The following is a 24,063-nucleotide window of genomic DNA, read 5'->3' on the forward strand; positions in this document are numbered from 1 at the left end:
GTTTATTTATGGTTGTAGTGCTAATATTGCCAATGTAGTTATTATGTTTCTTCGTAAAAATGAAAACCCTTACACAAAAGGAGGACAAATGGATGAAGAGATTCAAAAAAGGGTTCACGCTGCTCCTCACCTCCATCATGCTGATTTCGATGGCGGCTCCTGCGCTTGCAAGCGGCAAGGCGGATGAGAAGATGGGAATGCACTGGGCCAAGGACAGTATTGCAAAGTGGCAGGAAAACGGTGTGGTTCAGGGTTACCCTGACGGATCATTCCGGCCGGATAATCAGGTGACCCGGGCTGAGCTGGCCAGCATGGTGAATAAGCTCTTCGGATTCAGCGCTGCGGCGGTGAACCCCTTTGCAGATGTACCGGCAGGAGTCTGGTATGCCAAGGATCTGTCTATCGCCAAACAGGCCGGTTATTATAAAGGCTTCCCGGACAACAAAGCGAAAGCGGATACAAAAGTCACCCGTCAGGATGCCGCCGCTCTTTTTGCAGCAGTGTTCTCGTTAAAGCCAAATACTGGTGCGGCATCTGCCGCTTTCACGGACAGTAGCACTATCAGCGGCTATGCCAGGGAAGCCGTTCAAGCGCTGAACGGAACGCTTAGCGGATATCCTGACGGCAGCTTCCGTCCGGACATTCCCATTACCCGGGCTGAGCTGGTGAGCATCGTTGACAGACTGGTCAGCCGTTACATTAACACGTCCGGAACGGTTACCGGCGGTGCTATTCAGGGCAATGTCCTGATCAACCACACAGGTGCTGTGCTCAAAGACAGTGTGATTTCGGGCAATTTATATTTGGCGCCCGGCATCAGCAGCGGTGAAGCCACCTTGGAGAATGTAACCGTGACAGGTTCCGTATATACTGCTGGAGGCGGAGAGAACTCCATTCATTTCAATCATTCCAAGCTGGCTGCAGTGAATGTCAACCGGCCGGAAGGTAAAGTGCGTATCGCAGACGAGGGCGCTACAACTGTAAGCCGGATGGGAATTGAAAGCGCTTCTATTATTGAGGTGGCCGAGAATGCGGTGATTTCCGAACTTGTAATCGGCAGCGGTGCTGCAGGCACTTCTCTGGCAGGCAAGGGAACGATCAGCAAGCTAGACGTCCGCGCAGCATCCGTTGTCCTGAACGGCCAGCCTCTGGCGGCCGGAATCTATAGTGTTAAGGGCGGAGTGGCTACGGCGTGGACCGCAGCGGGCAGTACTCCGGCTCCAAGCCAGCCGGTTGCCACAGCTTCGCCTGGCAATCCATCTGTAACACCGGTACCAAGCAGCCCGGTGGTCACACCTGCTCCAAGCAGCGGTAACGGGGGAACCGAACCGTCCCCGCGTCTCGTGAATTTGGCAGATGCAGATGCATCGTCTGCGACCCGGTCACTGTTCGCTTATCTGGAAGATATCAGAGGAACAGGCACCCTTTTCGGGCAGCAGCACGTAACCGACGAAGGCCAATCCATCAAGAAGCTTGACGGAACGGAATCCGATGTGAAAAATGCCGTTGGTGCTCATCCGGCCCTGTTCGGCTGGGATACACTCAGCCTGGAAGGCAAAGAGAAGCCGGGAGTATCAGGGGATGTGTATGCCAGTATTAGCAACCTCGTTGGCAGTATGAAGAAAGCCTATGAATCGGGAGGTGTACTTACCCTCAGCTCACATATGCCTAACTTTGTGACCGGAGGCGATTTCTATGACCTTAAGGGCTCTGTCGTCTCACATATCCTGCCCGGCGGGGACAAGCATGCCGAGTTCAACACCTTTCTGGATGATATCGCGGCCTTTGCGAACAGTCTGAAAGACGACAGCGGCCAGCCCATTCCGGTTATTTTCCGCCCGTTCCATGAACAGAGCGGCAGCTGGTTCTGGTGGGGGCGTGCTTTTACAACAGAGGATCAATATAAAGAGTTATACCGGTACACAGTGGAATACCTGCGGGACATTAAGAAAGTGCGCAACTTCCTGTATGCGTACTCTCCGGGCGGTGGTTTTGGTACGGATGAAGAGCAGTATCTCGAAACCTATCCTGGTGATGATTATGTAGATATTCTGGGCTTCGACAGCTACTACAACGGGGAAGGGCAAAGCTGGTTCGACGGTGTGGCGACAGAGGCCGCAACGCTCTCGAAGATTGCCGATACGAAGCACAAGGTTGCCGCGCTGACTGAATTTGGCTATCAGAACATGAAGGTGGCAGGCAACTCCACTCCGGATTTCTATACCCGTCTCAGTACGGCGTTAAAATCCAGTCCGGATGCCAAGCGAATGGCCTATATGCTGACCTGGGCTGATTTTACCCCAAGCGAGAACTCTTATGTTCCTTATCCGCTTGTTTCTGGAGAACAGCATCAGATGATGGCCGACTTTAAAGCTTTCTTTAATGATGCGTACACACTGTTCAGCGGCGAGATTAACGGTGCTTATACAAAGCTAGTTACCGCTGCTAAGGAGCAGCCGTTCATGCACATTGCCTCTCCGGCAAATCAGGCGACAGTAACGGAGAAGACGACCCGTATTCGTGTTCGCGTACTAAATGTGGAGCCGTCAAAAGTGGTATATTCCATTGGTGGATCTACTGCGGAGATGCCGCTCGTACTGGACCCGGTAACAGGCTTTTATGTGGCAGACTGGTCCCCGGACGCGAAGCTGAACGGTAAGATGGCGACGGTCACGGTGAGGGTATACGGTGAAGGCGGAACCGTATTGTTGGAACAGACGAACACGGTTTATGTAAAAATCAGTGAAGTTCTGCTTGGAGTCTATACATTCGACAACGGCATTGAGGGTGTTCAGAGCAACGGCGGCTATCAGGCGGCAATAGACTCCACCCAGCCGGTTTCGTTCAACGGCAGCGGTGTGCTGAAGGTGAATGCAAGCGGGATGAACCCCGCAGATACTTGGCAGGAGCTGAAGCTGGAGCTCAAAACTGCAAAAACGGTTATAGACAGTGTGTATTTATCGGATGTGACCCGCGTCAAGCTGGAAGCATGGGTTCCATTGTCCGCGCAGCCGGAGAATGGGAAGGCAAGTCTGCAGGCAGTCGTGCAATTGCCTCCGGATTGGAACGGCAAGTATGGGATCGGAACGACACAGGTCACTTTTGCGGATCTGCCAAAAGTAACCATCGATGGCGTGGAATATGTGCATTTCACACCGACTATTGATTTGACTGACGCAGCGGCGCTCCTGGCAGCCGATGATATTGCGGTATCCATTGTGGGCAGTGGACTGGCAAGCGGGAGTATTCCGCTGTATATCGACAATATCGGATTATACAGCACCTATGTGGAGACCGGAGCTGATCCGGCAATGGTTGACGATTTCGAAGGCTATCTGGGCAGTAACGAGGCGCTGAATACAAAATTTGTGCATGCGGGTGGAGATGCGACCGAAACGGTGCTAGATGCGAATAAGCATAGCGGCAGTTACGGCATGAAGTATACCTATACCCTGGGCACGAGCGGATATTCAGGTGTGACCAAGGCGCTTAACGTGGATTGGTCCGCTTACAATGCACTTCAATTCTGGTATAAGCCGGATGCCAAGGGGCAGAAACTGGTAATACAGATCAATGCCGGCGGCAGCACTTACGAGTACTACCCGGACACGACCACTGACGAGGCTGTACTTGTAACTGCGAAGTTCAGTGAGTTCGTTCCGGCCAATGGCGCTACAGGAACACTGACCAAGACTAACCTGAAGGATGTTCAAAAGTTCTCAATCTACACCAATGCCAGACCGGATGGTACGCAGCTGACATCTTCGATGTACTTTGACGACATTAAGGCGGTTAATGATCCGAATGCCGGAAATGTGCCGGGCGGAAGTACCGGAGGCGGCCTGCCTCTGGGAACCCTGTTTGACTTCGAAGGCTCTGTGCAAGGATGGACATTTGGTGCTAACACTATGGGAGCAAGCCATTTGATATCGGGTACTGACGGAGGCAAAGGGGTACTGAGCGCTGACTATCCGCTTGAGGCGGAGGCCCCGAAGGTCTTCGATCTGAACTTCGTGGGTGATAAGGACCTGAGCAACGGCAGCACCTTGAAGCTTCACGTGCGGGTTTCATCCGGAACGGCCAAGGGCAAGATGTTCCTGAAAAGTGGAGCGAACTGGGACTGGGCCAATACGGATGAAGTGACCTTAACGGATCAATACCAATGGATTTCGCTGGATCTGAATGGATATGACTGGACCGGAAAGGTCAAGATCGATAAGACAATGGTTCGCGCGCTGGGCTTGGAGATATTCTCTACGGACAGTGCAGCTAGCGTATATGTCGATGAAATGATTCTGGAGTAGCAAAAAACTTCATAACAGCACATCGCCCTCGTGCAGCCGCACGGGGGCTATTCATATACAATAAATGAGGATAGCCCAGCTAATCCCGGTCCACCTGCAAATATGTCTAATTCCCTATTCCTGAACCTTACATAGTATAAAATTCTTAATTCATTCTTCCGAAATAAAGACTATAGTCTATAGTTTTGCCTATTTATGAAAATGAAAAGTAACAATTGGAAGTTGAAGCTATGTTTTCACAAAGGTTGAGGGGGCGCTGACATGGTTGAGAGGCTTAGGCAGAAAGGTTTTGGGAAGAAAGGTACCTCGGGAAGGTGGAATAGCGGGATCATGAAGCGGGGGGTCGCAAAAGTCAGAGGCAGCATCTCAATAAAGATTGCCTCCGGTTATGTAGTCTTGGCCATTCTGGTTATGGTTCTAGGGGGCGTCTCCCTGTCTCAAATGAAAGGAATGCAGAAGAATACAGGCCAAATCGTCGACGAGATGATTCCTGCGCTGAATCAGATCCACAATATCAATTACTACACAGAACATATTATGTCTGTCAGCATGCAGCATATTTTAGATACCGGGGGTACCGGGAAGGCGAAGCTTGAACAGGAACGTGATTCGTATATCCGCAAGTTGGCTGAAACCATGAAAAGCTATAAGGCTGTCCTCAAGAATGAAGGTCAATTGCAGCAGTTCAATGCTCTCCAGGATAAGTGGGATGAGTATATGACTATCAACAACCAGACGATCAAGCTTAGCGGCTCAGGCGATGAGGAGCTTGCCCTGGAAGTCTCGAAAAAAGGGATTGCCGCATTTAACGCCATGCAGATTGATATCGTGAAACTTGTGGAATCCAGTCAAAAGGAAGCTGCGGATAAAGGAGAGCAGGCTGGTGATATTTACAAGACTTCCTGGACCCTGAGTCTTATCACGCTGGCGATGGTACTGATTGTAATCGGGGGCATCAACATGCTCATCCGGCGGTTGATGATTCACCCGGTGAAGAAGGTGACTATCCATCTACAGCGTATATCCGGGGGTGACTTGACTGCGGAGGATACCCTTATTGGGAATATGGATGAAATCGGCCTCTTGGCAAAGACAGTGAATGACACGAACCGGACCCTTCTGGAAATCGTCAACCGGATCAGAAGCGTTGCCCAGATTATTACAGAACAAAGTGAAGGCTTGGTAAATAACGTAACTACAACCAAGGAAGGGGGCACCCAGATTGCCCTCACCATGGAGGAGTTGGCCAAGGCGGCAGGAAGTCAGGCCGAAGCGGCTGTGGATGCATCCAGAGCTGTAGAAGACATGAACCGGCTGATTGAGAATTTTGCCGGCAAAGGCATAGAACTGTCGGAGCATTCCGAGCAGGTTAGGAAGAAGGGCGATAAAGGTAAGGAATTGATGGAAAGCTCTGTAGCACAAATGGGCCAAATTGCCGAGGTGGTCTCACGGTCCATGGAGGCGGTAGAAGAACTTAATCTCAAGAACGAAGGTATATTCAGGCTGGTGGGATCGATCCGCAGCATTTCTGAACAGACGCATCTTCTGGCGATTAATGCGGCAATCGAGGCTGCCAGAGCCGGTGATAGCGGACGAGGCTTCGCTGTTGTTGCACAGGAGGTGCGCAAGCTGTCGGAGGATGTGCAGCAGACGGTCTCGGAGATTACCGGCATCACACAAGGCATCCAGGATGATTCCAGGGAAATGGTTCAGCAATTACGCAGCGGTGTGGAGAAGACGGAAGAGGGCAGCCGCAAAATCATGGAAACAGGTGAAGCATTGGCCGAAATTAACAAGTCAGTATACGTGATGTCCAGTACCATTGACAAGATGGGCAATGATCTCAAGCAGATGACCGGGGCAAGTGAAACCATGAATGAATTCAGCCAGCACATCTCAGCCTTGGCCCAGGAATCGGCGGCCAGTGTGGAAGAGACTTCGGCATCAGCCCATGAGCAGGTCAGCTCCACCAATGAGGTGGCAACCGGGATAGAACAGCTTAGAACCCTGCTGGGAGAGCTGAAGGAATCAGTGACGCGGTTTCAAGTATAGCAGAGCGGAGCGTTAGCGGATGTTTTGCTGATGCGGAACTTGTTCGTGAACATTGAATAACGGGTGTTGTCCTTGGGAGAGGACAGCACCCGTTATTTGCTTACTCCGTTAATACCGGCGGCTGTAGTCTACCAGATTGCGTGCAGGGGCTCCTGATTTCAAATAGGATTTCATGTTCTCTATAAAAATATCAACCAGCCGGTCCGCATAGCGGTCCGTGGCCCCGGCACAATGCGGGGTGATGACGACCTGTTCCATCCCCCATAGCGGGTGCTCCCGGGGAAGCGGTTCTGTCTCGAAAACATCCAGGCCGGCACCGGCCAAATGTCCGCTGTTCAGCGCCTCCATCAGAGCTTCTGTATGGGTTGTGGCTCCCCGGCCAATATTGATATAATAAGAGCCCTGTTTACAGGCTGAGAAGATCTCAGCATCGAACAGTTGCTTCGTCTCTTCGGTAAGCGGGAGTGTATTGATCACGAAGTCGCCTTGGCCTACAGCATCTTGAAGTTGACTAGTCGTGTAAACTTCATCGAAGCTGTCCACCGGCTTGCCGGAGCGGCTTACTCCCACGGTTTTCATCCGAAAGGCTTTTGCGATTCTTGCGGTCTCACTGCCAATAGCACCGGTTCCGGCGATAACAGCCGTTTTACCGGTCAGTTCACTCTCATTGCCTTCCGAATGCCAGCGGCGGTTCAATTGATTGCGAACCGCTGTATGCAGATTACGGGTAAAGAGCAGCATGAAGCCGAAAATGACCGCTGCAATCGGCTCCGCGTGCACACCGCTGGCGTTGGTCAGGAGAATTCCTTTGTCCTCCATCGCATCAAGAGGAAGCTTCTCGACCCCGGCCGACCAGGTCTGCACCCAGCGCAGCGGAGACTCGGGCTCCAGCAGCGTGTCGCTAATTCCTTTACCCCAGCCGATAACAATTTCTGCTTCGGCAAGCATGGCAAGATCGGGATCTTTGCTGTTTCCAAGTATAAGGGAATAACCTGGAGCGGCTTCGCGGATTAACTCTTGCTGCCGTGGTGAAAGAGTGTGCAAACAAACAATGGATTTCGTCAAGATGGTTCCCTCCCGTTATACTATTTAATAATAAGTTGTCATAATTCCCCCACTTCTAAAGTGGTGGGATGAATGTAAACGGTCTTTCTAATCCAAAGGAAATGAACATCCATGCATGCGAACATTTGTGCTATAATGAATTCGGAAATTCCTGGAAAGGAGTTGCGTGGCATGTTCGAACATAAAGCGTATAAGTACCGGATTTATCCTAACCCCGAGCAACAACAATATCTGGCCAAGGTGTTCGGATGTGTCCGTTTTATCTACAACAAAATGCTTGCGGATAAGATCGAACACTATCAACAAACGGAGAAAATGCTCCATAATACACCTGCCCGGTACAAGAAAGAATTCCCGTGGCTGAAAGAAGTGGACAGCCTTGCATTAGCAAACGTTCAGCTCCACCTGGAGAAAGCCTATACGCATTTTTTTCGGGATAAGAACGTGGGTTTCCCTAAATTCAAAAGCAAGAAGACGAACAACCATAGCTTCACAACGAACAATCAAAACGGAACGATAGCCATTGAAGAGGGAACGATTAAAATTCCGAAACTAAAGACAAGAATCCGAATCAAGGTCCATCGTCCATTCACCGGGCGAATCAAATCCTGCACCCTATCCAAAACACCATCAGGAAAATATTTTGCTTCCGTACTGGTGGAAACAGAACGAATCCCTCTGCTGAAAACAGAAAAGAAAATTGGGGTGGATCTGGGACTAAAAAACTTCGCGATAACTTCGGATGGTGAAGTGATCGTAAATCCGAAACATCTACGTCATTCGGAACAACGATTAGCCAAGCTGCAAAAGGACTTGTCGAGAAAGAAAAAAGGGAGCACTAACAGAAATAAGGCAAGGCTGAAGGTTGCCAAGCTTCATGAAAAAATAGCGAATCAACGTAAAGACTTCTTGCACAAAACGTCCACCCAAATGATACGCGATAACCAAGTGATCGTGATGGAAGACCTGCGTGTAAAGAACATGATGCAGAATCACAAATTAGCGAAAGCCATCTCCGAAGTATCGTGGAGCCTGTTCAGAGAAATGCTGACCTACAAATCAGAATGGTACGGTAGAGAATTGATGATTGCGCCTAAACACTTCGCAAGTAGTCAATGTTGTTCCTGCTGTGGCTACAAAAATGCAGAAGTGAAAAACCTTGCAGTACGAGAATGGACTTGTCCTGAATGTAGTGTACAACATGACAGAGATGTAAACGCAGCTAAAAACTTACTACAATTAGCCATATCATAGGGCAACGATTGGGCTAGGAACTAGCCTATAAGCTTGGGTAAACTTGGAGCAGTAGCTCTATTGACCAAGAAGCACCCACCTCTTAGGTGGTGTGTAGTTCACTAGGGCTGTCTGATTCTGTATAGAATAAGGATAACAAATCTACCCTGAAAGGTGAAATTGAAATGGATCGTAAGCAGTCCGGCTCTGAAATGGAACGCTTGTTCATCGCGGTGAATCTTCCCTCCCTACTATGTAAGAGCCTGGGAAAAGAGTGCAGCTCCTTGTCTGCCACGCTGAATTTTGCCAAATGGACACATTCTGAGGATTATCACATTACCCTGCAATTTCTCGGGGATACACCCAAGCCGTTGATTCCTGATCTTCTTGAGGCTCTAAAGGAGGTATCTTCCACTTGTAAGCCATTTCAACTGCACCTCACAGAATGGGGAGCTTTTGGGCGCCTGGAAGCGCCAAAAGTGCTCTGGGCGGGGGTTTCCGGAGAGATGGATAAACTGGCGGATCTCCAGAAGCGTGTGATTTCCGCTACCCGTCCTCTTGGTTTCATACCCGAAGCAAGAGAATTTAAACCACATCTTACATTGGCCCGCAAATACCGCGATACCCTCCCGTTCAGCATCGAGAGGCTTTCTGATTTACGTGCCCAACTGCCCGATGTTGAGGAAGATAATGGAACAGCGGGCTGGACGGTGGATGGTTTTTTGGTGTATGCTACCAGGATGCATGCCATTCCTATGTATGAAATGATCGAAAAATTACCGTTTTTCTGATATAAAATCGATAAGAAAGTTTTCAAAGCTTCCATTTTCGGTTACATACAATAGGAATGTGCCGTAAATTTAGGAGGTAAAAAATGGCAATCTTTAAACAAAACCGCTGTATTGCGCTGCTTGTTGGCGTTATTCTGGTGTGTTTCTCTGCGATAAGCCTGCTTGGTTCTGAAGGAACCGCAAAGGGCAAAAATACAGTACAAATGAATCATTTGAACTCGAACGGACAAGCTTCGGCGTTGACCCTGACCAGTGAAGCCTCAACTAGCTTGGTGAGGACAAAGAATACCCCGAAACCCATGCTCTACACCACAGCCGCCAATCTGTTCCATACCCAGAGGATCAGGCAGACCTTGGAATGGATCAGTCCAGATATACTGAAGCCGAAAGGTACAGCAGTAAGGACTGGGATTCTCCGGCAAAAGGCAGCTGTGGTGAAGTCAACTCCGCCCATGGTGCAGCAAGTGGCCAAGACGGCGGTGGCTAAGGGGAGCCAGACCGTAATTACCCAAAAGACGGCAATTCAGCAACATCCCCCCACTCAATTGTTCTTCTCTCGGACAAAGCTATTAAGCCAGGAGCAGCGAGGTCAAGCGACCTGGAGCTACGCGGTATCCGAAGAAGACCTGCTACTGCTGCAAAAAATCGTCATGGCAGAAGCAGAAGGCGAACCGTACCAGGGCAAGGTGGCAGTCGCCAACGTTGTTCTGAACAGGCTGCGGTCAGCCAATTTTCCCGACACCATACATGATGTAATCTATCAGAAAAGCCAGTTCAGTCCTGTGGCCAACGGGCGTCTTAAGCGCGTGAAGCCCAACGGGGACAGTATTAAAGCTGTTACCGCCGCACTCTCCGGAACCAAGGCAGTGACTGACGATACGTATTTCTTCCTGTCTCTTAAGCTTGCCCAAGATCTGACGGTGCATCATTCCAGGCAGTACGCCAAAAAGATCGGCAATCATACTTTTTATAAATAAATGATAAAGCAGGTGTCCCGAAGTCCTAAAAATGGTATTGGGACATCTTTGCTTCATTACAAGCAGAAACGGTACCGGGCTTTATGCCCGGTACCGTTTCTGCTTGAGTCCTACCCTCTTCCATTGGCCATCGTTTTGCTTAAGGAGTAACGTACACGGCTTCTTCATTTCGTGCTGGAGCAGCAACCCGTGCCCCCCGGAGCTCTGCAGATGTTCCGGCTGCAGGTTTGCCCAGCATCTGCAGGACGGCGGCAGCGCAGTGGCTCGGCTGCTGGCGATCCGGGGCGACCCGCCGTCTGCGCAGCTCTTCTAGTCCGGCATATTCACGCATCAGCAGTGAGAACCATTTATCCACCACATCTGAATCGAGCTCCTCGGCAAGGCCCAATTCCACGAAGTATTGGCAGTTCTTTTCTTCCTGGCCGGGAATGGCGCTGTAAAAAAGCATCGGAATGCCTTTGGCCTGGCCTTCCGTACAGGTCATCCCTCCGGGCTTCGTAATCAGCAGATCGGAGGCGTCCATCAGCTTATTGATCTCGCTGCTGTATCCCAAAATTTTCACATTGGGATGGTTCAGCAGCGGATTGGCCCTCATTTTAGCTACAAGCCTGTCGTTGCTGCCCATACAAAACACCAGTTGGATATCATTCGTCCGGGCGGTGAGTGATTTCATGACTTCTTTTCCGAACATGAGCCCCCAGCCGCCTCCCATAATCAGTACGGTAGGGATATCAGCAAGTCCCAGTTCCTTCCGCAACAGCTTTTTGTTCGATCTCTCCCAGAACTTAGGGTGTAAAGGCATGCCTGTGACGGTAACCTTGTCCGGCGAGACCCCCCGGCCGGTAAGTATCGACTTGACCCGGGAAGTGGACACCAGGTACCGGTTTGCTTCTTCATTGATCCAGCTTCCATGTGCATCATAATCCGTAATCAGTGTATACATTGGCACATCCAGCCCCTGCCGCTTCAAGCGGGAAATGACAGCAGCCGGAATGGGATGCGTACAAATAATCAGATCGGGCTTAAGCTGTTCGATGACCTGTGAGGCATGTGTATAAAAAATCCGGTGAAGCGCCAGCTTGGTCAACCGGTTCAGAGATTTATGATATTGGGTTTTGTACATCATGCCGACCAGCTTCGGCTGGCTGCTGACTGTTTTGCGGTAAGCTGAAAGAATCCAGGGAGCGACCGTTGGGTTGAGGAATTTGCCAAGCTCAATGACCCGGCACTGTACATCCGGGCTAAGACGCTTTATTCCTTCGGCCAGAGCATAGGCTGCCCCTGTATGGCCCGTACCGAAGCCTTCCGAAAACAGCAGTACTCTTTTCTTTCGCATAAGTTCACCTGCTACTTTCCTTCATAGGTAGGATTAATCTTCTCTTCTATTATACTAGGGATATTGCTTCTTTTCTCACATTATACAAATAAGACGTAAATAGAAAGTTAAAACACTGCAAAAATAAAAAAAATAAAGATTTCACCCAAGTATTGCAAACAAAGAAGCAACGTGATAAAGTGGGTATTGACCGATTGACCGAAATAGTAAAACAGTCATATCGTATGGCAGGCCTATTTCATGAAGAAAGGAAGTGCGCGCAGGTGGCTGTGGTAGATCGAAGGCAACAGGTGCTCCAGGCCGCAACCAAGTCTTTTTCATTATTCGGCTACAAGGCGACCACAATGGATCAGGTCGCGAAGATCGCAAATGTCGGCAAAGGAACCATCTACACCTTTTTTACGAACAAGGAACAGTTATTTGATGAGATACTGCGTGAAGTGATGATGGATATGAAGGTCATCGCCGAACGGGAGATCAGACGGGAACGGTCATTTTTTGAAAATCTGCACCGTGTTCTCGATGCTCTGCTCGAATTTCGCAGTGAACATGAGCTGTTTATCAAGTTGTCCCAGGAAAGCCGTGATTTCGGCACCCCCCAGGCCAACGAAGGTCTCGACAAGCTTGAGAATGTCGTTCTCGAATATTTGCAGCGGGAAGTAGAGCATGCGATGGATCAAGGGGAAGTGAAGCCCTGTGACCCCAAGATTGTATCGCTGGTAATGTTCAGACTGTATATTGTGCTTACGGCCGAACTGAACAGGGTGCATGAGCCTTTGACCAAGGAGCAGATTAAAAATTATTTTCATCTCTTTTTGGCAGAAGGGTTGGCAGAGTAGCTTCATACATGAGAATGGACAGTCTCAGACGACTCCGGCAGGAGTTTTTATTTGCCCATGAGTGACCGAATGGGGAAATCAGTCATCTAGTGTTACTGCAAGTTTTCAAGAGATTCACCTTTTTTAGATAGTAATAGGATTTTAAAGAGAGCATATGATCAGAAGGAGAGAACCAGAATGAAATCTTTATCCGTATTTGCCAAGGACCTGGGCGCAGTGTTCAAAAATCCCAAGGTGCTGATTCCCATGTTTGTCGTCCTGTTCATTCCGGTACTATACAGCGGATTGTTCCTCAAGGCATTCTGGGACCCGTACGGCAAAATGAATGAGCTGCCCGTCGCTGTTGTCAATGAAGATAAAGGTGCCGACTATGAGGGAACGAAGCTTACTGCCGGGAATGACCTGGTAGAGGAGCTCAAGAAAACGGACGGGTTCAAATGGAACTTTGTCACCCGGGCGCAGGCGGACGCCGGCATGAAAGACGAAACCTACTATATGACTATCGTCGTTCCGGAAGATTTCTCCGCGAATGCGACTACATTGCTGGATGATAGTCCAAAGCAGGCCAAAATTATCTACGAGCCAAACGAAGGCTATAATTTCTTGGCAGGTCAAATCGGCGGCACAGCCGTGAAAGATATCAAGACAAAAGTATCTGCTAAAATTACGGAAGCTTATACGACCTCTGTTTTTGATAAAATCACAGACATCGCCAGCGGTCTTGGTGAAGCGGGAGACGGCGCCACCAAGATTGCCGACGGCGCGACCAAGCTGGATGACGGTGCGCTCAAGCTGAAGGATAACCTGCTTGTGCTGACCGAAGGTACGGGTAAACTCTTGGATGGAGCAGCACCTCTTACAAAGGGTGTGGCAGATCTGAATACCGGAGCTGCTGCACTGCAGACCGGTAGCAGTACACTTGCAGGCGGACTTCAGCAGTTGTCTGCAGCTCATAAACAGCTGCAGGATGGTGTAGCACAGACAGCGGACGGCAGCAAACAGCTCAATGCCGGATTGCAGAAAGCGTCTGCCGGAGCAGCTGCATTGCAAGCTGGTACAAAATCGGCTGTAGACGGAACCACTAAGCTGCAAGCCGGTACAAAGTCTGTTGTGGATGGAAGTGCGAAGCTGGAAGCGGGCCTGACTTCTTCCGTAGACGGCAGTGCGAAGCTGGAAGAAGGACTTAAAGCTTCGAAGGACGGCAGCGCGAAGGTAAGCGCGGGAGCCAAAGCGGTCGCAGATGGCTTGTCGCAACTGGCCAAATCCAATCCGCAGCTGGCGGCAAGCCCGGATGTGCAGAAGCTGCTCGCAGCCAGCACCGCAGTCGCTCAAGGCACCGCACAGCTGGATCAGAGCCAGCAACAGCTCCTTGATGGCGCAACTGCGCTGCACAGCGGCCAGGAGCAGCTGGTGCAGGGAGCGAACCAGCTGCATACCGGTTCGCAGCAGTTGGATGCCGGAGTGACCCAGCTGCATGACGGGGCACAGCAGCTGAATGCCGGCAGCACACAGCTGCTGGACGGACAGAAGCAGCTCCTGGCTGGAGCCGGAGCGCTTGAAACCGGCGGCACCAAGCTTGCCGCAGGCATGAAGCAGTTCGGTGCGAAGCTGAACGAAGCAGCAGCAGGCGGTGCGAAGCTTGCTAACGGCGGCAAAGCGCTGGAAGCCGGAACGGCTAAACTGCTCGATGGAGCCGGTCAGCTTAGCAGCGGCCTAAGCTCTGTAGCAGACGGCTCGAAGAAGCTAAGCGATGGAGCCGGACAGCTTAAGAACGGACTGGATGACCTGAAGGCCGGCTCCGGTGAGCTGGCAGTGAAACTCGGTGATGCCGCTTCTCAGACCAGCACCGTGAAGAAAACCGATGCACTTGTATCGATGTTCGCCCAGCCGGTAGAGATTGAAGAGAAAGAATTTACTACAGTACAAAACTATGGTACAGGGTTTGCACCGTACTTCCTGTCGCTTGGTTTGTTCGTAGGCGCACTCATCTGCACCATTGTAATTCCAATGCGTGATTCCGAGGTGATTGGTGCCAGCCGGTTCAACCGTTTCATCAGCCGCACCCTTACTTTCTCAATGATGAGCGTGTTCCAGTCCCTGATGGCAATCCTTATTGTTCTCTACGGACTTGGCCTGGATGTACAGAATGTACCGTTGTTCTATGCCTTTACCTTCATTACCAGTATCGCCTTCATGTGGATGATTCAAGCTATTGTTACCTGGATGGATCAACCAGGACGGTTCGTGGTTATCGTTCTGCTGATATTCCAATTGACAACAAGTGCAGGAACCTTCCCGCTTGAGCTGATTCCGGACTGGATGAAATTCTTCAACCCGTTGCTGCCTATGACTTATAGTGTAAGAGGGTTCAAGGCAGTAATTTCCACCGGTAATTTTGGTACTATGTGGAGCGATGCCGGAATGCTGGCCGTTTACGGAGTAGTATTCCTGGTTTGCACCTTCACTTACTTCATGACCCGTGACCGTGATAGTGAAATGGCTGTGCAGAAAGAACAAGCATTAAGCTTGTAATTGAAAAATAATTCATTGAGTAAACACACAAAGGACGCTCCTTGCCGGGGCGTTCTTTGTTTTTTCCTAAACAAAGAATTTATAGGTTTCACGCAAAGGGCGGCGAAGCTGATACCACTTATTTCAGGAATGAAAAACAGTCCAAAAAATACCATGATTGTGTCAGGAAAATGGATGAAACGCTTTCATTGAATAAGAGCTTATTCGTTATTCATGCATATTTATGCATAACAAAGATTTTTTACGCTTCAATTCACTAAAGCTGTGACGCAAAAGCAATTGTTAATCAAGCTCATAAAAAAGTTTAAATTGCGCTCATGTCAGGTCGATGATAAAATAATATAACCAATCTGTCTTGAATATTTATTAAGAATTCCCACTGAAAATTTTTCCTGAAATCCGTCTACTTTATAATAGAAAGGTTGCATACAATGAGACACACTGAACTGCCCGTCAAACAAGGCCTGTACGATCCCCAGTTCGAAAAGGATGCCTGCGGAATGGGGTTTGTCGCCCATATCAAAGGCAAGCCATCCCATGATATTGTAAGTAACGCTTTGACCATGCTCTTCAATATGGAGCATCGGGGAGGCCAGGGAGCAGAACCAAACTCAGGTGACGGAGCCGGCATTATGCTGCAGATTCCGCACCGTTTCTTTACCGGTGAAGCCAGCAAGCTTGGATTTGAACTGCCTGAGCAGGGGCATTACGGTGTAGGCATGATCTTTTTGTCTCACAACGAGGAGATCCGGGCCCGCCATGAAGCCCTCCTTAGCGAGATTATCACCGAGGAAGGCCAGCAGGTGCTCGGCTACCGCGATGTACCTACTTTTGACGAGATGCTGGGCAAGACAGCCAAGGCGGCTAAGCCTTATGTGCGCCAGGTATTCATCGGCCGCTCCGAAGGAATCAAGGATGATCTGGCATTTGAGCGCAAGCTGTACGTCATCCGCAAACGTGCTGAACTATCGATCCGCTATGGCGGAGCAGAAGAAGGCGAATCTTTTTATGTGCCAAGCATGTCCTGCCGAAAGATCGTATACAAAGGCATGCTGACCACTGCGCAGGTAGGCCAGTTCTATCTGGATCTGCAGAATGAAGCGCTGGAATCGGCGATTGCCCTTGTGCATTCCCGGTTCAGCACCAATACATTCCCAAGCTGGGAACGTGCACACCCTTACCGTTTCATGATCCACAACGGTGAGATCAACACCTTGCGCGGCAATGTGAACTGGATGCACGCGCGCCAATCGCTGTTCAAGAGTGAAGTATTCGGGGAAGACCTGAGCAAGATCAAGCCTGTCGTGAACCCTGACGGCTCCGATACGGCTATGTTCGACAACACCTTCGAGTTCCTGTACCTCAGCGGACGTTCATTGCCGCATGTGGCCATGATGATGGTTCCTGAGCCTTGGGGCAACCATGACAGCATGGACGAGGAGAAGAAGGCATTCTATGAATATCACAGCACACTCATGGAGCCGTGGGACGGACCCGCTGCAATGGGCTTCACCGACGGTGTACAGATCGGTGCGATTCTTGACCGAAACGGCCTTCGCCCTTCACGTTATTATGTAACCAAAGACGATCTGATTATTTTGTCCTCGGAAGCCGGAGTGCTTGATATTCCTGCAGAGGATGTACTATACAAAGACCGGTTAAGACCAGGACGCATGCTGCTGGTGGATACGAAGCAGGGCCGGATCATTTCCGACGAAGAGGTCAAAGCCGAGATTGCTTCTGAACAGCCTTACCGCCAGTGGCTGGATGAGCATCTGATTGGCCTTGACGAGCTTCCTGATGCTCCAGAGCTGCCGAATCCGAAGCATGACAATGTGCAGCAGCTGCAGCAGTCCTTCGGATATACCTTTGAAGATCTGCGCAAGGTGCTGGAGCCGATGGCTTCCACCGGTGCCGAAGCTGTAGGCTCGATGGGCTATGATGCCCCATTGGCGGTACTGTCGGACCGTCCGCAGCGTCTCTATAACTATTTTAAACAAATGTTCGCCCAGGTAACCAATCCGCCGATCGATGCGATCCGTGAAGAGCTGGTGACCTCGACAGCGACAACTATCGGACCTGAACGCAACCTGCTTAAGCCGGAACCCGAGAGCTGCCGGCAGATTTCACTGGATTCACCAATCCTGTCCAATGAGGATTTTGCGAAGATCCGCCATGTCCGCCGCGCAGGGTTCAAGTCGATGTCGATTCCGATTCTGTTCCCGGCTGAGCTGGGTGCGGAAGGGCTGCGTATCGCGCTAGAGCGGATGAATGAAGCGGCTGACCGAGTTATGGCCAAAGGCCATAACATTCTGATTCTGTCTGACCGTGGCGTAGACCGTGAGAATGCGGCTATTCCGGCACTGCTTGCCGTTTCCAGCCTGCATCACCATCTGATCCGCTCGGGAACCCGTACCAAGGTCAGCATTTTGCTGGAATCCGGCGAACCGCGTGAAGTGCATCATTATGCGCTGCTGCTCGGCTATGGGGTGAGTGCGGTCAACCCTTACCTCGCTTTCGAGAGTCTGGATGACATGATCGGCCAGGGCCTGCTGCGCGGCATTTCACATGAGAAGGCTGTGAAGAATTATATTAAAGCTGCGACGAAGAGCGTAGTGAAAATATTGTCTAAAATGGGCATCTCGACGATTCAATCCTACCGGGGCGCGCAGATTTTTGAAGCTGTTGGCCTGAATTCGGAATTCGTGGACCGTTACTTCACCTGGACACCTTCCCGTATCGGAGGCATTGGCCTGGAAGAAGTGGCAGCAGAGGCGCTTGTCTCTCATAACCGCGCCTTTACTGACAAGGATGGCAGTGACAAGGTGCTCGATTCCGGCGGTGAATACCAATGGCGCAGTGACGGGGAAGAGCATTTGTTCAATCCGCAGACCATTCATCTTCTCCAGCACTCCGTGCGTAGCGGCGATTACGGGCTGTACAAGAAGTATGCGGCACTTGTGCAAGGAGAGAGCGAGAAGCATCAGACGCTCCGTTCCATGCTGCAGTTCAAGCCTGCGAATTCACCAGTACCACTGGATGAGGTAGAGTCTGCAGAATCCATCATGAAACGCTTCAAGACCGGTGCCATGTCCTTTGGCTCGATCAGCAAGGAAGCACATGAGACACTGGCGATTGCAATGAACCGCATCGGCGGCAAGAGCAATACCGGTGAAGGTGGAGAAGATCCGGCCCGGTTTACTCCGGACAGCAATGGCGATTCCCGCCGCAGTGCGATCAAGCAGGTGGCATCGGGTCGATTCGGGGTTACCTCGAATTACCTGGTCAATGCTGATGAAATTCAGATCAAGATGGCGCAGGGGGCCAAGCCTGGCGAAGGCGGGCAGCTTCCGGGCCGCAAGGTATATCCTTGGGTCGCAGAAGTGCGCGGCTCCACAGCGGGTGTAGGTCTGATCTCACCGCCACCGCATCATGATATTTACTCTATTGAGGATCTGGCAGAATTGATCTACGATCTGAAAAATGCCAATCCCCGTGCCAATATTAACGTGAAGCTCGTGTCTGAAGTCGGTGTGGGAACCATCGCTGCCGGGGTAGCCAAAGGCCGTGCCGATATTATCCTGATCAGCGGCTACGATGGGGGTACCGGCGCATCGCCGATGAACTCCATCCGTCATGCCGGTCTCCCTTGGGAGCTTGGCCTGGCTGAGACCCATCAGACCTTGATGCTGAACAATCTGCGCGACCGTGTTGTACTGGAAACGGACGGCAAAATGCTTAGCGGCCGTGACCTGGCAGTCGCTGTGCTGCTCGGTGCTGAGGAGTACGGATTTGCCACTGCACCGCTTGTAGCTGTAGGCTGTATTATGATGCGGGTATGCCAGATGGATACCTGTCCGGTAGGTGTAGCTACCCAGAATCCGGAGCTGCGTAAGAACTTTACCGGTGATCCGCAGCATGTAGTGAACTTTATGACCTTTGTGGCACAGGATCTGCGTGAGATCATGGCGGAGCTTGGTTTCCGCACCATTCAGGAAATGGTTGGACGCACGGACTGCCTGGATGCCGTCAAAGCTTCGAGTCACTGGAAGAAGAAAGGCGTAGATTTGAGCAGCCTGCTGCACATTCCGGCTATGCCGGAAGGAAGCACTCGCTACCGCAGTCAGACCCAGAACCATGGCTTGGAAGAAACATTGGATGTTTCCAAGCTGCTCGATCTTGCTGCACCGGCACTGGAATCCGGTGCTGTGGTTGAAGCTTCACTTGCGATCACGAACGTCAACCGTGCGGTAGGGACCATCCTGGGCAGTGAACTGACCCGTAAATATGGAGCAGCAGGTCTTCCGGATGATACGATCCGCCTGCATTTCACCGGTTCGGCGGGACAGAGTCTGGGGGCGTTCGTACCGAAGGGAATCACGATCACGGTTGAAGGGGATTCCAATGACTATGTGGGCAAAGGACTTTCCGGCGGCAAGCTGATCATTAAGCCGTCCTCTAAGGCGACCTTCGCCGCCGAAGATAATATCATCATCGGGAATACGGCCCTGTACGGTGCTACCGGCGGTGAAGCTTATATCAGCGGGATTGCCGGCGAACGGTTCGCTGTCCGCAACTCTGGTGCGAATGTCGTTGTGGAAGGCGTGGGCGACCATGGCTGTGAATACATGACCGGCGGCCGTGTGGTTGTGCTTGGTGCAACGGGTCGCAACTTTGCGGCAGGAATGTCGGGCGGTATCGCCTACGTCTATGATCCGGACAATACGTTCGTCAAACGCTGCAACATTGAGATGGTTCTCTTGGAGCGTGTGGAGGAGCCTGAAGAAATTGCTGAACTGCAAGGTCTGATTATCCGCCATACCGAGCTTACAGGCAGTAATGCCGGACAACGCATCCTGGATACATGGGATGAGGCCCTGCCGAAATTTGCCCGTGTCATTCCGAAGGACTATAAACGGATGATGGAGCAGATCCGCAAGGTGGAACAGACCGGTCTGACCGGCGAAGCTGCCCTGATGGCTGCATTTGAAGCGAATATGCGTGAGCTTGCCCGTGTTGGCGGCTAAATGCTAACCACTCTCGAATAAAAGATAAACCAAGGGACAACATCCCCTCCTTAACCGGAGGGAGGTTGTCCCTTTTACTATTGCTGCATTTTTTTCCGCTTTTCAGGAAAAAGGGAAGTTGTGGTAGAATAAAACCCATATAAAATGAATTGTGAAAAAATGAAGGTGAAAGTAACGGAGGGAAGATTGGAACTGGAGGAGTGAATGCGACCGCCTAAAAGCTTTCCAAAGGAAAGCTCGCTACGGAAGCATTATCAGTTCACGGATTTCAACCGCATGCACCTCAATTGGAAACTCAAGCTCATTTTATATACACCGACGAAAGGAAGTGAGACCATGCCGAACACGGCAGAAGTGGTGAAGCCCGTAGCCAGTTTAATGGGTGTAACCAAAAAAATGGGCAACAAGACGCTGGTTAGCGACTTGACGCTCGATATCCCGCCCGGACAAATCTTCGGATTTCTCGGGCCGAATGGTGCCGGTAAAACAACTACCATTCGTATGATGGTCGGACTGATCTCGATCAGCCGCGGAGATATCCTGATTTGCGGCCGCAGCATCAAGGATCATTTTGAAGAAGCGGTTGCGAATATTGGGGCGATCGTGGAGAACCCTGAGATGTACAAGTTCCTCAGCGGATACCAGAATCTGCGCCAATATGCGCGGATGGTGCCAGGTGTGGACAAGAAGCGGATCCAAGAGGTTGTGGAGCTGGTAGGGTTGGGACAGAGGATACACGACAAGGTGAAGACCTATTCACTGGGAATGCGCCAGCGGCTGGGTGTAGCCCAGGCGCTGCTTCACCGTCCCAAGCTGCTGATCCTGGATGAGCCGACGAACGGGCTTGATCCACAGGGAATTCGCGAGCTGCGCGACTATCTGCGCCGATTATGCCAGGAGGAAGGTACAACGGTATTTGTCTCCAGCCATTTGCTGTCTGAGATGGAGCTGATGTGCGATACAGTGGCAATTATCCAGAATGGCAAGCTGATTGATGTGAAACAGCTTAAGGCTGTAGGCACGGAGGTTCTGCCCGTCGGTGAGACGCTGTTTGAGGTTAGTGATCCTGAAGCAGCATTGACCTTGCTGGGGACCGGGGTACTGAAGGATGGTGGAATTGCCGTGGCAGCGGACCGCGAAGCTATCGCTGAATTGAATGCGAAGCTGGTCACAGGCGGGATCAAGGTATACGGCATTAAAGTGCTGGCCCGTTCACTTGAGGATCAATTCCTGGAAATCACCGGAGGTGAAGGCATTGGGTAATTTCGCGGCTCTCATACATAATGAGAACGTTAAAATCTACAGTCGTATACGTACATGGATCATGCTCATTATTTTGGCTGTGATGAGCGCGCTGTTTCCGGCGCTGTTCTACTTTACCAGCAGCGATACCTCCACGACAGAGCTGTGGAACAGCTTTCAAATGACTGTGAGTATCGCTTTTTTCCTCAATACGATTTTTACAGTTGTGATCGCCTCCGACTCCGTTGCGGGCGAATTTTCCTGGGGGACCATTAAGCTGCTGCTGATCCGCCCATGGAGCCGATCCAAAATACTGCTCTCCAAGTACATCTCCCTAATCCTGTTCAGCTTGCTGAGCACGGGTGTACTGATCGTATTTGGATATGTGTCTGCGCTTATCTTCTCCTCTTCCTCCGGGCTTGGAGGAGCCTCTATGTCGGCATGGAGTCCAGCAGAATATACATTCCTAGGCATTCTGTGCAGCTATGCTGAGCTATTCCTGACCGCTGCTCTGGCTTTTATGGTGTCCAGTGTCTTCCGTGCAAGCGGACTGGCGATCGGGTTATCGCTGTTCATTATGTTTGCCAAGGATATTTTTGTGGCCATCTTTAGCCCTGAGCGTTATGAGTGGGCTAAATATCTGATCTTCACCCATATGGATCTGCATGGTTATCTGTTATCAGATAAAGGCCCGGGTGGAGTCACGTTGGGGTTTGCCATCGCGGTACTAGCCGTCTATTATCTTCTATTCATGCTGGTGTCCTGGATTGTGTTCCGTAAAAGAGATGTTGCTGCATAAATCGGGCTGCTGCACCAGCCCGATTCAAGGTTGTTCTGTACAATAAGAATTAATATTTCATAGGGACGGCTAAGCCGTTTCTGCTTGTTTGGAGCCGCGTTTGCCGGCTTTGTCCGTATGACCGTTTTTCTGAAGTCCGCCCGCTTTTTCTGTGGCGGGCTCTTCGGCCATGGTAACGGAGCCATTCAGCAAGCTGCCCTCCATGATGCTTAAGGTGCCAGCCAGAATATTCCCATGCAGCTGTCCGGTACCCGTCATCATTAGCCTCTGATCGGCAACCACATCGCCGTAAACCTTGCCCGCAATGATGATGTCCTGTGCTTTGATGGTGGAACGGACGGTTCCCTGTTCACCGACGGTGACAGTGCCCCGGCAGTGGATTTCTCCGCTGAAGTTGCCCTCAATCCGTAAATTAGTGTCGCAAGTGACTTTGCCCTCCAGCGTACCCCCGTGCCCGATCAGCGAGTCGGTGGATTTCACCGGCGTGTGCTGTTTGTTTTTATTCCACATGCGTTCATCCTCCTGAGTGTTTATTTAGGATTACTCCACTGAATAACGTCGTACTTCACTTTCTTCCTGCTTAAGGCTGTACATAACCCAAAGGATTGACCGGTTTGTTTTGTTTGACCACCTGGAAATGAAGATGGGGTCCCGTGCTGCGTCCGGTATTGCCTAGCAAGCCGATCTTCTGGCCTTTGCTTACCCTGGTGCCCGGGGAGACCAGCATTCCATTCAAATGCATGTACCAGGACTCCAGCCCATTGTCATGTTTGATAATAATATATTTGCCTCGTGCGCCCATTTGCTCGGCGGTGGTGACCACGCCATCCATGGCAGCATATACGGGATCGCCGATACTGCCTGCTATATCGATGCCGGAATGATAGGCTGAAGTCCCGTTGAAAGGGTCGGAACGGTAACCGAAGCTGGAAGTAATGACCTTGGACTGCGTAGGCCAGATGACGGCAGGTGCCAGCCTGGATTTTTCAGCAATAGCCTTTTTGGCCTGGAGAGTAGCTTTAGCGGTATTTGCCTTTTGGGCTTCTGTAATCGTCACAGGGATCCTGCTCATCATTTCATCCAGCATGCTGCGGATTTCCTCATAGTCATCCTTCGTTTCCCGCACCAGCTTCAGGGGATCGTTCGCGTAGACAGCGATATATTCCCCGCCCACCTGTGGCGTGAATGTGCCGTCCGGCGATGCGGCAGCAGCTGATACAGCGGTAAAAGAAGCCCCGCCAGAATAATGCGTTTCTGCCGGAGGAGATAATTCTGTACCCGCTGCAGGTGCAGAGGGATCTACAGTACTGGATGTTTTGGCGGAGGAGGATTCCCCCTTGCCGCTGGCAGCCGGACTGCTTCCCTTGTCAATCAGAGACTGCAGCTGCTGCTCCAGCTCGCTTACGCTTTTCAGTTTGTCTTTGATACTGTCTGCTTCCTCCGATAGTTCAGTAACCTGACTGCGAAGCTGCAGCAAGGCCTGATCTTTATCGGCAACCTTCATTTCCATACGAAGATTGGTCAGGGACAGTGCCGCGGCTTCTGCTTCCAGCTCGGAAATGGAGCGGGAGGCATGAAAATGCATGGAAGTGACCAGACTGGACAGAGAAAGGGCGGCAGCGGCCGGCAGCGCAAGAGCGAGTGGCTTGGATAGCTGAAGCTGCCTTACCGGACGTCCGGCTTCACGGACAACAAGCAGCGTGATCCGGTTATGATCGGGCTGATTCTTCATAGCTTCTCCTTTCCTGCGGCTCGTGCAGCCGCCTTGTATTCACTGAAGTCCTAATTTCTAAGGGCTCATCCGAATCGTCCTACTACTCTATGTATTCCATGTCCGTGGGGAACATGACAACGGTTTGCTGGAAC

Annotated in this window: 15 protein-coding genes; 11 read left to right on the plus strand and 4 right to left on the minus strand. The window is 51.0% G+C overall.

The features are described from left to right. The 3 genes from A3842_RS33410 to A3842_RS21165 all read left to right on the plus strand — a co-directional run. Nucleotides 1-187: hypothetical protein (locus tag A3842_RS33410; protein ID WP_256701797.1), on the plus strand; the 187-nt coding region annotated here is incomplete at its 5' end. A 10-nt stretch (nt 188-197) separates the two neighbouring features. Beyond that, nucleotides 198-4,304 carry a glycosyl hydrolase gene (locus A3842_RS21160; protein WP_256701799.1) on the plus strand — a complete coding sequence of 1,369 codons (4,107 nt, stop codon included), beginning with the start codon at nt 198-200 and terminating at the stop codon, nt 4,302-4,304. A gap of 261 nt (nt 4,305-4,565) precedes the next feature. Further along, nucleotides 4,566-6,356, plus strand: a complete 1,791-nt coding sequence (locus A3842_RS21165; protein ID WP_074102638.1) for a methyl-accepting chemotaxis protein — start codon at nt 4,566-4,568, stop codon at nt 6,354-6,356. A 108-nt stretch (nt 6,357-6,464) separates the two neighbouring features. Here A3842_RS21165 and A3842_RS21170 read toward each other — a convergent pair whose 3' ends face one another. After that, a complete protein-coding gene (locus A3842_RS21170) occupies nt 6,465-7,421 on the minus strand; it encodes a D-2-hydroxyacid dehydrogenase (RefSeq protein WP_074102639.1) in 957 nt (318 codons plus the stop codon). 135 nt (nt 7,422-7,556) lie between these two features. On the opposite strand from A3842_RS21170, the gene tnpB reads away from it, so the two are divergent. From tnpB to A3842_RS21185, 3 genes are all read left to right on the plus strand, one after another. After that, nucleotides 7,557-8,675, plus strand: a complete 1,119-nt coding sequence (tnpB, locus tag A3842_RS21175) for an IS200/IS605 family element RNA-guided endonuclease TnpB (RefSeq protein WP_371916016.1) — start codon at nt 7,557-7,559, stop codon at nt 8,673-8,675. A gap of 164 nt (nt 8,676-8,839) precedes the next feature. Next, a complete protein-coding gene (gene thpR, locus A3842_RS21180; protein ID WP_074102640.1) occupies nt 8,840-9,445 on the plus strand; it encodes an RNA 2',3'-cyclic phosphodiesterase in 606 nt (201 codons plus the stop codon). A gap of 83 nt (nt 9,446-9,528) precedes the next feature. Next, nucleotides 9,529-10,422 carry a cell wall hydrolase gene (locus A3842_RS21185; RefSeq protein WP_074102641.1) on the plus strand — a complete coding sequence of 298 codons (894 nt, stop codon included), beginning with the start codon at nt 9,529-9,531 and terminating at the stop codon, nt 10,420-10,422. A 139-nt stretch (nt 10,423-10,561) separates the two neighbouring features. On the opposite strand, the gene A3842_RS21190 is transcribed toward A3842_RS21185, so the two are convergent. Further along, nucleotides 10,562-11,758 carry an MGDG synthase family glycosyltransferase gene (locus A3842_RS21190; protein ID WP_074083100.1) on the minus strand — a complete coding sequence of 399 codons (1,197 nt, stop codon included), beginning with the start codon at nt 11,756-11,758 and terminating at the stop codon, nt 10,562-10,564. A 263-nt stretch (nt 11,759-12,021) separates the two neighbouring features. Between A3842_RS21190 and A3842_RS21195 the strand changes: the two genes are divergently transcribed. From A3842_RS21195 to A3842_RS21215, 5 genes are all read left to right on the plus strand, one after another. Then, nucleotides 12,022-12,597, plus strand: coding sequence for a TetR/AcrR family transcriptional regulator (locus A3842_RS21195; RefSeq protein WP_143186335.1), 576 nt, complete (start codon nt 12,022-12,024; stop codon nt 12,595-12,597). A 177-nt stretch (nt 12,598-12,774) separates the two neighbouring features. Continuing rightward, nucleotides 12,775-15,129, plus strand: a complete 2,355-nt coding sequence (locus A3842_RS21200; protein ID WP_074102643.1) for a YhgE/Pip domain-containing protein — start codon at nt 12,775-12,777, stop codon at nt 15,127-15,129. Between the two features lie 431 nt (nt 15,130-15,560). Next, a complete protein-coding gene (gene gltB, locus A3842_RS21205; RefSeq protein ID WP_074102644.1) occupies nt 15,561-20,156 on the plus strand; it encodes a glutamate synthase large subunit in 4,596 nt (1,531 codons plus the stop codon). 336 nt (nt 20,157-20,492) lie between these two features. Further along, nucleotides 20,493-21,419: an ABC transporter ATP-binding protein gene (locus tag A3842_RS21210; protein WP_074083330.1), complete on the plus strand. Its 927-nt coding sequence runs from the start codon at nt 20,493-20,495 to the stop codon at nt 21,417-21,419. After that, nucleotides 21,412-22,197, plus strand: coding sequence for an ABC transporter permease (locus A3842_RS21215; RefSeq protein WP_074083104.1), 786 nt, complete (start codon nt 21,412-21,414; stop codon nt 22,195-22,197). Before A3842_RS21210 ends, A3842_RS21215 begins: the two co-directional genes overlap by 8 nt. A 69-nt stretch (nt 22,198-22,266) precedes the next feature. Here A3842_RS21215 and A3842_RS21220 read toward each other — a convergent pair whose 3' ends face one another. Then, nucleotides 22,267-22,707 (minus strand): bactofilin family protein, encoded by a 441-nt coding sequence (locus A3842_RS21220; protein WP_074102645.1) that lies wholly within the window; start codon nt 22,705-22,707, stop codon nt 22,267-22,269. Between the two features lie 70 nt (nt 22,708-22,777). Further along, complete coding sequence (locus A3842_RS21225) at nt 22,778-23,929, minus strand: M23 family metallopeptidase (RefSeq protein ID WP_074083106.1); 1,152 nt, start codon at nt 23,927-23,929, stop codon at nt 22,778-22,780. Nucleotides 23,930-24,063 lie beyond the last annotated feature (134 nt).

It is taken from the genome of Paenibacillus sp. P3E, assembly GCF_001909045.1.
In the GTDB taxonomy this organism is placed as follows: domain Bacteria; phylum Bacillota; class Bacilli; order Paenibacillales; family Paenibacillaceae; genus Paenibacillus_AQ; species Paenibacillus_AQ helianthi.